An 11,199-nucleotide genomic window follows, 5' to 3' on the forward strand; every position below is an offset into this window, starting at 1 on the left:
AATGTGGGTTTATGTTGTTCTTATTTCTGCCTAAAAGGGGTGTAGGCTCTACCTCCGCCCTCAAACTCGCTATTCTTGTAGTACTCTACAAAGGTCAGACGCAGTGGATGGACAAAGGCTCCGATCATAGCGATCCCGAAGTTGATCCCATGCCCTAGGGCAAGGATCACTAGGGCGAAGAGCCAGCCTAGTACATGAGCGACCACCGAGGCACCACTCCCCGAGGCGGGGACGCACGATAGGGCTAGCTGGTTGAAGACTCCCCCCAGGATCCCCCCTGTCAGCCCAATAGCGAAGAGACGGATATAGGAGAGAGAGTCCCCTAGGAGCCCCGAGGCCGTCTCATAGGTCGTCCAGACACCAGAGCCAAAGTTCACCAAGGGGTTCTTGCCTGGGCTATTGTAGAAGAAGACCACAAGGGCAGAGAGTCCAGCGAGCCCGTAGAGAGCATAGGTTACGCTCATGGGAAGTATAACACCCGCCATCGGCAGGGCGTAGGCAAGCCCTGCCGATGAGAGTAGGAGCACCCAAGCAAAGCCAGAGAGGGAGTAGCGCCAGCCCTGCTGTCGTCCCCTCTTGTACGCTCCGATAGCCTTAGCTAGGAGCACCTGAATGATCCCGATGACTACCGAGGTCGTCATCATCTTCTCCTGGCTGAAGATGTTCACAGGGCTATGTGCCCAGGGGAGTTCGATCCCAAAGATACCCCCCATCATGAGTCCGACAGCGAAGGCTCCCGCTCCGAGCCACTGCAGGAGTGTCAGGATGCTAGGGACGGGTCCCTTGCTCCGTAGACGGACTAGTGTAGTGGCGGCGAGCAAGACTAGACCATAACCTGCATCCCCGAAGCACAGCCCAAAGAAGAGCATGAAGAAGGGAGCAATGAGGTACGTCTGGTCGATCTCCTGATAGTTGGGTAGCGAATAGAGCTCTGTGATGAATTCGAAGCTACGGGTGAAGGCATTGTTCTTGAGCTGGATCGGTACTCGCTCCACCTCAGGATCGAAGTCGATCTGACGGAAGTAGTACCCACGAGCCTGAAGTGCAGCCTCGAAGCTCGGAGCTAGGTCGCTTGGTACAAATCCCTCTAGGAGCATCAGACGTTCGTCTGCCAGAGCATCCCCCTGCAGACGTACTGTGCCGAAGGTCAGTCGGTTCTCTAGCATCACATCATAGCTCTGCAGAGCCTCCTCATAGTGGGGGACAGAGGAAGAGAGCTGTCCTCGTACCTCTTGTATCGTCTTCTCCGTAGCCTGGAGCTCAGCCTCTACCTCCCCGATACTCCGCCGAGGGTGAAGGCACTCAGCCTCTGGGAGCTCGGGGGACTCACCACAGAGATGAAGGAGGACAAAGTACACCTTGCCCGAGCGCTCACTCACCGAGACGACGTCGTGGCTCTGACAGAAGTCCTCGGTGAAGCGTGACACGGTTAGAGCAAAGAAGCTGAGTGTATAGCCAGCCTCCGAGAGCCTAGCGATCCCTTGGGTAGAGAACTGCCCCCAAGGAGATACCTCCTGAGCCTCTTGGCTGAGAGCGTTCCTCTGCTCCTGGAGAGTAGCGAGGCGAGCTAGCTGTGCCTCTACCTCTGCGATGAGCTGGCGTCCCTCCTCCTCACTGCGGAGTACTTGAGCAGTCGGGGACGACGAGATCGGGGTAGCTTTGCCCTCCGTCGTCTCTGTACCCTCCGTGGTCTCAGGAGCCTTGCCCGTAGCGTAGGGGCGTAGGGCACGGAGCACCTCTGAGAGGTGTGCCCGCTCACGGATGATCTGCTGTAGCTCCTCTACTTCCTTGGCCTGCTTCTGCTCCTGTACGTGGACGACCCCGAGGGAGCGGAGCTCTCCGAGGAAGGCCTCATACTCGCGGTGGAAGATGAGGAAGGCATACTTATTCATTGGTTGGATCATAGGGCAGCACCTCCTTCCTTGAGTGCACGCTTCTCCATATTGGAGCGCATGATCTTCTGCGAAGCCTTGGATAGGCTCTCCTCGTCCTCGAGGAAACGCTTGATCTTTCGGATGGCATCCTGATAGCCCGGTATCTGTACCTTCTCGAAGAGGTTTACCTTCTGAGTAGTCTTCTTACGGGCATGCTCTAGGTATTCCATCTTGAGGCGGGTGAACTCTGCCTCGATACCCGTCGTAGCGAGGGTCTTGAGGAGCTCGATGCCCTCCGCCCACCAGCTGGGGGCATTGAAGATACTGAAGGGACGTACCTCGTAGTGGATCTCCCCGAGGACTGGGAGTAGGACGCCAGCGATCTTCTTCATCGAGAGATCGACATGGCTGACCGTGATGAGGCTGGAGTCAAACTCTCCCCATAGTCTGGCCATCCCTTGGTAGCGGAGGAGTTCAGCCTCGAGCTGCACCTCCAGACGCTCGACCTCGGTCTTCGTCTGCTTGACCTGCTGCCGGAGGGCACTCTCCTTGCTCTTGATCGTGGGCAAGGTGCGTACGCGCATCTTCAGTGCCTTCTCCTGCTGTTGGAGCGAGGTCTTGTTGTATTGAAATCGTATCGCCATAAGACGTTTGATGGCTACCTAGTTATTCCTTAGTCACGATGGTGAGCTCTCGACCCCGGACGATTATAGCCTGGTGGTTCGTGATCGGTACGAGAGAGAGTCGGCCACCATACGTAGCGAGCACAGTCTCCGCCATCTCGACGAAGGGGAAGCACCGGTAGTGCGGCAAAGGATACTTCTCGATCAAGCCTAGTGCAGCGAAGGAGGTCAGCTCAGGAGCCGCCTGGGTCTCATCCATTAGCTGAACATACTCGATGCTAGGTGCCAGGATCACCGACCCTGCCGACTCGCCTATATAAGGTTTTCCTCTCTCTATTTCCCGCTGGATAAGCTTATCCGCACCTTTACGCTTCAGTTCCTGAAGGAGGTAGAAGGCATTGCCTCCCGAGATGTAGATAAGATCCCCCCGAGAGAGCGAGGCCTCAATCTCCTCGGCCGAAGCCTCTGCGACATCCAAGGGCTCGACCCTCAGCCCCAGCTGCTCCAAGGCCTCTCGCCCCAGCCCGACATACCCCGTATAGGACTCCGGGATGCTAGCTGTGGGGATAAAGGTGACGACCTTCTCCCGTAGCTCCATAGGGCAGGCTTGCTCTAGTAGAGGAGCTACATCGGCGAAAGAGGAGCAGAGGAAAAGGAAGATATTTGGGTTCATTCTCTGGAAGATATTTGGGTTCATTCTCTGTACTATTTGACTCTACCAGCCACACCTATAGGGAGCGGAGGCTCCCCGTGGGCCAACATACTGTCGCGAGCTCCCTTAGGCCTTAGGCCAGTATTTATCGACGAGGGACTGCTTGATATTCACCTCTGCTGGACGGAAGTACCGACCGAAGAGATGCCATGCCGTATCGAGCATCTGCTCGGTATCGATATTGACGTCGATAGCGAGGAGCTCACGGGAGTAGTCCGCAGCGAAGCTCAGGGCACGCTCATCGTAGTCCGTGAGGTCAAAGCCATTCTCGCGCTTGGTCTCTGCCCCTGAGGCATCAGAGAAGAGGCGTACGGCGGCATTCATCACCTGAGGATGATCCTCTCTGGTCTTCTTACCGATGACGAGCTGCTTGAGACGAGAGAGCGAACGGAAGGGGTCGATGATGACCTTCCCCACGTTGCTATCTCGGCGCAGATAGAGCTGTCCCTCGGTGATGTACCCTGTATTGTCAGGTACAGCGTGCGTGATGTCTCCACCCGAGAGCGTCGTCACAGCGATGATCGTGATGGAGCCACCGTCGGGGAACTGTACGGCCTTCTCGTAGATCTTCGCTAGGTCGGAGTACAGCGAGCCTGGCATAGAGTCCTTAGAGGGGATCTGGTCCATACGGTTGGAGACGATAGCCAGTGCGTCGGCATAGTTCGTCATGTCCGTCAGTAGGACGAGTACCTTCTCCTGCTGCTCTACGGCGAAGTACTCGGCAGCCGAGAGAGCCATATCGGGGATGAGGAGTCGCTCTACGGAGGGGTCCTCAGTGGTGTTGATGAAGCTCACGATGCGGTCAAGTGCCCCTGCGTTGCTGAAGGTATTCTTGAAGAACAGGTAGTCATCATTCGTCATACCCATCCCCCCGAGGATGATCTTATCGCTCTTGGCTCGTAGGGCGACCATAGCCATCACCTCATTGAAGGGCTGGTCTGGGTCGGCAAAGAAGGGGATCTTCTGCCCAGTCACTAGGGTGTTATTGAGGTCAATACCTGCGATCCCAGTGGCGATGAGCTCAGAGGGCTGCTCTCGTCGGACAGGATTCACACTAGGGCCTCCGATCTCTACCTCCTTACCCGAGACAGCGGGACCGCCGTCGATAGGCTCCCCGTAGGCGTTGAAGAACCGACCCACGAGCTGTGGCCCGACCTGGAGTGAGGGAGCCTTGCCTAGGAAGATAACCTCCGCATTGGTAGGGATACCCTCTGTGCCCCCGAAGACCTGTAGGGTCACCTCGTCCCCCATGATACGTACGACCTGAGCTAGACGTCCATCGATCGTGGCTAGCTCTTCATTACCCACCCCTGTAGCACGTAGCGTACAGGTAGCCTTGGTGATGTTGTCGATCCTGGTGTATATCTTTTGGAATGCTTTTGCTGCCATAGTCGTTTAGTTTTTTGTCCGCTGAGCGACGAGAGCCTCTACCTGTGCCTCGTTGCGAGAGAATTCCTCGCTGGGGTAGATGGCATAGTTCATCTGCTTGAAGGCATTGATCAGCTCCTTGAAATACTCACTAACCTCGGTGAAGGATTCGAAGGAGAACTCTGTCCGACAGATCTGCATCACCTTGTCTACCATGTAGTGCTGTCGCTCTAGCGAGCAGTTGCAGTCGATCTCGTCAAAGGCATCCTGCTGACAGATCACGAAGTCGATGAGCTCACTCTTCCAGAAGGTCACGTGGTAGTCCAGGGGCACACCATCGTCCCCGAGGATATTGATCTGCTCTGAGATCTCCTTCCCCTGCTGTAGACGACGCTTGAGTTCATTGACCTCAGCGATCCAGTCAGCGCTGATACGCTCTCGGACATAGGCCTGGAACTCGGGGTACTCTAGGTACTTCGAGTAGCTATCTATAGGATTGACGGCGGGGTAACGCTTGCGGTCGGCGCGCTCCTGCTCGAGGGCATAGAAGCAGCGGGCTACCTTCTTTGTATTCTCCGTCACGGGTTCCTTGAGGTTCCCCCCTGCAGGTGATACTGTACCGATGAAGGTCACAGATCCTGTCTTCCCATTATTGAGGTGGACGAAGCCTGCACGTGCATAGAAGTTAGCTACGATAGCAGAGAGGTCCATAGGGAAGGCATCAGGGCCTGGGAGCTCCTCTAGGCGATTGGACATCTCACGAAGCGCCTGTGCCCAGCGGGAGGTAGAGTCAGCCATCAGGAGCACCTTCAGCCCCATCGAGCGATAATATTCCGCGATGGTCATAGCGGTGTAGACCGAGGCCTCACGAGCGGCGACTGGCATGTTGGAGGTATTGGCGATGATGATCGTACGCTCCATCAGAGGGCGACCCGTATTGGGGTCCTTGAGTTCGGGGAATTCCTTGAAGACCTCCACGACCTCATTAGCACGCTCACCGCAAGCGGCGATGATGACGATATCGGCCTCTGCCTGCTTACTGATAGCGTGCTGGAGCACCGTCTTACCCGTACCGAAGGGGCCAGGGATGAAGCCCGTCCCCCCCTCTACGATGGGGTTCATCGTGTCGATCATACGCACCCCAGTCTCTAGGAGCTTGTGAGGGCGAGGCTTCTCGGCATAGCAGGTGATGGGTCGCTTGACGGGCCACTTCTGCTCCATGGTCAGGGGATACTCTGTGCCCGCCTCATCAGTGAGGATCGCTATGGTATCCTTGACAGTGTATGCACCCTCTGGGGCGATGCTCTTGATACTATAGAGCCCCTCTAGGGTGAAGGGGACCATGATCTTGATCGGCTGATAGTTCTCTATCACCTCGCCGAGCCAAGCTCCACTAGCGACACGGTCGCCCACCTGAGCTAGGGGCTTGAAGTCCCACTGCTTATCCTCGTCTAGGGGATAGGTGTAGGTACCACGGCTGAGGAAGACGCCCTCCATCTTGTCGAGGTCGTTCTGTAGCCCATCATAGTTCTTGGAGAGCATCCCTGGACCTAGGGTGACCTCGAGCATGTGTCCCTCGAAGGTCACGGGGTCACCGATCCGCATACCACGGGTGGACTCGAAGACCTGCGCATAGGCATTCTTACCGATCACCTTGATGACCTCACTCATGAGGGCGACACCATCGACAGTGATATAGCAGATCTCGTTCTGCGCCACGGGTCCGTCAGCCTCGATGGTCACGAGGTTACCGACGACCCCCTTTACTATACCTTTTGTTGCCATTCTATCGTATTCTATTCTTTATTCCTTGGTTCTGTGTAGGGTGCTGACGCTCTAGTGGTGCTGACGCCGCTTGAAGTCCTGCAGCACCCGTGCGCTCTCGCCCTTGAGGCCGAGGACGATCTCCCTAAAGGTACGCTCACCCGTTGCCTCGTCGAGCCGAGACCATCGCTCTAGGATCGAGAGGCGGAGGTAGTAGCAGAGCACATTGTCTATATCGAAGACACGGACAAATGTCCATTCGTCCATCCACTGCCACTTCATTAGGTCGAGCAGGCGCTCTCGGCGGGCGATGTCCCGCTCCTCAGCGATACGAAGGACGTCTCCTAGATAGGGGAGCTCCCCAGCCAGATCGAAGTCCTTGGCTCGGGAGTGTCTCAGGTGCTCCTCGACCTCTCCCTCCCCGACGATGTAGCTACTCGGATCCCAGCCGAGGCGACGACAGGTGGAGACGGCGAGGATATTACGGATATTCTTGTTCAGACGGAACCACGCCCTCAGGAAGGAGCTACTAGAGCGCTCTGCCCAGTCATAGTAGTACTGTGCTAGGAGGTTCTCTAGCGTGAGGCGATCCTCCCCGATCTCATCGATCCGAGCAGTACGCACCTCGGCATCACTCAGCTCATCGGGGACGAAGAAGAGATCATAGACGAAGTGAGCCTGATAGGCAGGCACACCTCGCTCTCTGGGTAGCTTACTCCCACGGCTCGCTGCATCGACTACGGCATGTAGGCAGGCAAAGGGCTCCTCCGCCTCCTCCCCAGACTCTGGTAGCTCACGTGCAGAGGCTCCCCCGGCCCAGAGGCTGAGGACCCAGTCTAGGAGCCTAGGGTGCTCCTGCTCTAGGTGTAGGAGCTCCAGATAGGCACGGTCATGTGAGGTGAGTAGGGATTGTAGGTCGGCATAGTAGTCCGCCACACTCAGTGGCGGACGCTGCATCTCAGCAGTTAAGGTGGGTAACCCAGAGACTAGGGCATAGTACTTAGCCATTGCACTTCCGGCTTGGTATTAGAAGAGCATCTTGGTCATCTCTGGACGAAGGAAGCTCTTAAATAGCTCCACGAACTCTGCTTCACCGAACTGTACTCGGAAGCTCCCATCTCGTGGTGCGATAGCGAAGTCCGTCGGCTTACCAGCCACTTCACGGATCGTCACGCCCTGCTCCAGCAGTCCCTTGGCATGAGCAGTGAAGTAGGCTCTGAGGCTATCAGCATCTGCCGTCGTGATCTCGAGCCCGTGGGAGAGGTCAAATCGCTCAGCGAGCCTCAGGATTAGCCCCTGCACGAAGGCCTTGTCTGTCGTGAGGGCTTGTACACTCGACTTAGCCACTTCGCCCTGGATCTGCTCGGCCACACTACTCTTGAGGGACTCGATGAGCTGGGTGGAGTAGAGCCGTAGCTCGGACTCGGTATTCTTCCTCAGCTCAGCGGAGCGTACCTCGGCGGAGCGGATGATCTCCTCAGCGCGACGGCTAGCCTCTGCCTCTATCTTCTGAGCCTTGGCCTCTGCCTCCGCGATTAGGCGGTTGGCCTCGACTTGACCCTTCTCGACACCCTCTGTGTAGATCTTGTCCGTCAGTTCTTGAATCTTTGCGTCCATATCTGATTATGTTTGTTGGTCGGCGATAACGGCGCAGGAAGAGGATGCCCCTCCAAGCGTCGTAGCAAAGGTAGCAAATAATTCCAAAGAGCAATAGCTCCCAGAAACTCCCCCACAAAAGGTCTCCTCTAGTCCACTATTCACCGAGGAATAGCCCCCACGACTGCCCCTCCGACATCCCCCTCTCTAGGCCAGTCGTCTCCACCCCAAGCGTTAGGAGGAAGCAAGGAGCCCCCCCACTTGGGGGAACAGCCCTCCCAACGCCCTCCGCATCGGGCATACCGAGAGGGTCACTAGAGAGCATACCGATAGAGGGGGGCATAGGACATATAATGCTCATACCCGTGACCCTTGTAAGGCGATGGATACGAACATACCGCGTCCACCCTAGGGAGCATACCGAGTCCTCTAGCCCTCTCTCGGGAAGCGCTTCATGACTACCCACAGGGCTGACGTACGAAAGCACTAGAGGCCGAAGACAAAGTAATCGAGAAGCACACACCGAAGATAGAAACACCTGTATTCTAGGCATAAACGCGCCAAGGATACACCTACTATCTAGGAGGGAAAAGTGTACACGTGTGTACACAACAGTATACCCACGTGTATACAACTGTGTACACGCGTGTACACAACATCGCTCTAGGTATGTCCTTTATAGGGCTCTCGTATGCAGCTCTCCTCGGAGCTAACGCTAGGAGCTCCAGAGACACAGATAAGATTCAATGGGACACATAATTAGCACCCCAAAAGCGACCAAGATGGCTGAATACAAACAAGAGATCATGCATCAGCCCTGCCCCCCTTCCAGCATCACTTGCCCCCCACACACTACATTATATATATGAGACCATTGCACGGTATTCAAAGGTGTACAGGGTTGTGGTTACTTCATATATCACTGATATTTAGCATCTTCATAACCAAAACAGTCATATAGCTATGCCTACCAAACAAACCGAATCCGCTCCGAGCTTCCTGCAAGTTTATACGCAGGTGCGTCGCGACCACATGAAGCACTCGTTCCTTCGACAGATTAGCGCATGCGTTGACTGGCGAGGTATTCGCACACTACTCAACAAGAAGTATACAAAGACCCAGAACGCCACAGGTAATCCAGCCTATGATGCCTTGATGATGTTCAAGATCCTACTGCTTCAGACATGGTACGGCCTGAGTGATTACGAAGTCGAAGAACGGATCAACGACTCCCTCCTCTTCAGCGAATTCCTCCTCTTGGATATGGGCCTTCCAGCTCCAGACCACAGCACCATCTGTCGCTTTCGCGCTGAACTGACGCGCTTGGGGATGGAATGTGCACAAAAGAATTTTTGATAATAAAACAATGAAATATCAGAGTAAATAACTACATTTGCAGTTGTGCACTTTTGTTTGACAACGTACAATATAACACTGAAAGATTAGACAAGAAAGTATGGGTACATTTAATGAAATCTTGAACAACCCTTTCGTTAACAAAGGAACAGCCTTTAGCATGGCTGAGCGTGAGAAATTAAATCTCGTAGGATTACTCCCTCCGGTTGTGCAGACACTTGAGGAACAGATAGAAAGAACATATCTGGAATATCAGAAAAAGGTAAATAATCTGGAGAAACGTGTATATTTGATGACACTTTTCAATACCAACCGCACTCTGTTTTATGCACTTATGGCGCAACACATCGAGGAGTTCATGCCGATTGTTTATGATCCAGTTGTTGCAGATGCTATTCGACAATACGACGAATTATTCATGAAGCCACAGGATGCAGGATTCCTCTCTATTGACCATCCTGAAGATATTGAGAAATCATTGCGCAATGCTTCAGAAGGAAGAGATATAAAACTCATTGTGGTTACTGATGCCGAGGCCATATTAGGTATAGGTGACTGGGGTGTAAATGGTGTTGCTATTGCCATTGGAAAACTAATGGTTTATACTGCAGCGGCTGGTATTAACCCTAATGAGGTATTGCCATTAGTACTTGATGTGGGAACTGATAATAAACAGTTGCTCGACAATCCTCTTTATTTAGGCAATCGTCATGAACGCGTCCGTGGTAAAAAATATCATGAATTTGTAGATAAGTTTGTTGAAACAGCAGAACGTCTCTTTCCGAACTTATACCTTCATTGGGAGGACTTTGGTCGCCCTAATGCAGCGGCCATTCTCGAACGCTACCAAAATAAGATTACAACATTCAATGATGATATACAGGGAACAGGTATAGTTGCTTTGGCGGGTATTCTCGGCGCGCTGAATATCTCAAAACAGAAATTTACTAACCAATGTGTGATGGTGTTTGGTGCAGGAACAGCAGGCGCCGGTATTGCACATCAGATTTACGAAGAGTTCATGCAACAAGGACTATCTTCTGATGAGGCAAAGCAACATATTTATTTAGTAGATAAGCAGGGATTACTCACTGATGACATGACTGATTTGACAGAAGGACAGCAGTTCTTTGCACGCTCGACAAGTGATTTACAGGCGCCTCAACCTACTTTACTCGCAGCAGTTCGTGCTATTCGGCCTACCATATTAATAGGAACTTCTACATGTCCAGGAGCATTTACAGAAGAAATTGTGAAGGAAATGGCTGCACATACAGAACGTCCTATTATCTTCCCACTATCAAATCCAACAGAACTTGCAGAAGCAAAGGCTTCTAATTTGATAGAATGGACCGACGGACGTGCGCTCGTCGCTACTGGTATACCAAGCTCACCTGTCAATTATAAAGGAGTAACTTACACTATCGGACAGGCAAATAACGCTCTAATGTATCCTGGATTAGGACTAGGTGTGATAGCTTCTACTGCAAAATTAGTAGATCAATCACTATTATCAGCTGCAGCGCATGCATTAGGCGGAATTGTGAATGCATCACAACCTGGTGCAGCAGTACTCCCTCCTGTGAACAAAATAACTTCTTTTTCACAACATCTTGCTGAGGTGGTAGCACAATATGCTATTGATCATCAGAATACAAGAGAGAATATTACTGATGCACGTGCTGCTGTTGAGCGTATAAAATGGTATCCTAGTTATGAATAGTCGGGATACACAAGTGATATTATATTGCTAAATATTGCTGTCTGGTAAAACTTAAATTGAATAGAAATCCTTTCGGAATTGCCTTTCTTAGGTAATTCCGCATTTTTTTTGAAATTCAAGCCCCCTAATGACCAAGGGGCTATCGTGGATGCGAGCATTGTGGATAGCCCGCACGCTCCCGAT

General features: G+C 53.2%; 9 protein-coding genes and 1 pseudogene. 2 read left to right on the top strand and 8 right to left on the bottom strand.

Going from position 1 to position 11,199, the window contains the following annotated elements; translation table 11 throughout:
- Positions 1 to 20: 20 nt before the first annotated feature.
- From QZ170_RS03675 to QZ170_RS03705, 7 genes are all read right to left on the bottom strand, one after another.
- Positions 21 to 1,904: a V-type ATPase 116kDa subunit family protein gene (locus QZ170_RS03675; RefSeq protein ID WP_297177287.1), complete on the bottom strand. Its 1,884-nt coding sequence runs from the start codon at positions 1,902 to 1,904 to the stop codon at positions 21 to 23.
- Positions 1,901 to 2,518, bottom strand: a complete 618-nt coding sequence (locus tag QZ170_RS03680) for a V-type ATP synthase subunit D (protein WP_297177290.1) — start codon at positions 2,516 to 2,518, stop codon at positions 1,901 to 1,903. The genes QZ170_RS03675 and QZ170_RS03680 overlap by 4 nt, the downstream gene beginning before the upstream one ends.
- A gap of 22 nt (positions 2,519 to 2,540) precedes the next feature.
- Positions 2,541 to 3,194: a Type 1 glutamine amidotransferase-like domain-containing protein gene (locus tag QZ170_RS03685; RefSeq protein ID WP_005467307.1), complete on the bottom strand. Its 654-nt coding sequence runs from the start codon at positions 3,192 to 3,194 to the stop codon at positions 2,541 to 2,543.
- Positions 3,195 to 3,275: 81 nt separating this feature from the next.
- Entirely contained in the window at positions 3,276 to 4,598 is a 1,323-nt protein-coding gene (locus QZ170_RS03690; protein ID WP_297177294.1) for a V-type ATP synthase subunit B, read from the bottom strand.
- A gap of 6 nt (positions 4,599 to 4,604) precedes the next feature.
- Positions 4,605 to 6,362 carry a V-type ATP synthase subunit A gene (locus QZ170_RS03695; protein WP_297177296.1) on the bottom strand — a complete coding sequence of 586 codons (1,758 nt, stop codon included), beginning with the start codon at positions 6,360 to 6,362 and terminating at the stop codon, positions 4,605 to 4,607.
- A 51-nt stretch (positions 6,363 to 6,413) separates the two neighbouring features.
- Positions 6,414 to 7,349, bottom strand: coding sequence for a DUF2764 family protein (locus QZ170_RS03700; RefSeq protein ID WP_297177299.1), 936 nt, complete (start codon positions 7,347 to 7,349; stop codon positions 6,414 to 6,416).
- An 18-nt stretch (positions 7,350 to 7,367) separates the two neighbouring features.
- Entirely contained in the window at positions 7,368 to 7,958 is a 591-nt protein-coding gene (locus tag QZ170_RS03705) for a hypothetical protein (protein WP_297177302.1), read from the bottom strand.
- 1,014 nt (positions 7,959 to 8,972) lie between these two features.
- Between QZ170_RS03705 and QZ170_RS03710 the strand changes: the two are divergent.
- Positions 8,973 to 9,266, top strand: a pseudogene (locus QZ170_RS03710) (transposase); the annotation flags it as partial.
- Between the two features lie 127 nt (positions 9,267 to 9,393).
- Positions 9,394 to 11,016 carry a malolactic enzyme gene (locus QZ170_RS03715; protein WP_297177305.1) on the top strand — a complete coding sequence of 541 codons (1,623 nt, stop codon included), beginning with the start codon at positions 9,394 to 9,396 and terminating at the stop codon, positions 11,014 to 11,016.
- On the opposite strand, the gene QZ170_RS03720 is transcribed toward QZ170_RS03715, so the two are convergent.
- On the bottom strand, positions 11,007 to 11,199 hold a 193-nt coding region (locus QZ170_RS03720; protein ID WP_297177308.1), incomplete at its 5' end, for a hypothetical protein. The genes QZ170_RS03715 and QZ170_RS03720 overlap by 10 nt on opposite strands.

Origin of the sequence: uncultured Porphyromonas sp. (genome assembly GCF_905372525.1) — a bacterium.
Lineage (GTDB): Bacteria > Bacteroidota > Bacteroidia > Bacteroidales > Porphyromonadaceae > Porphyromonas.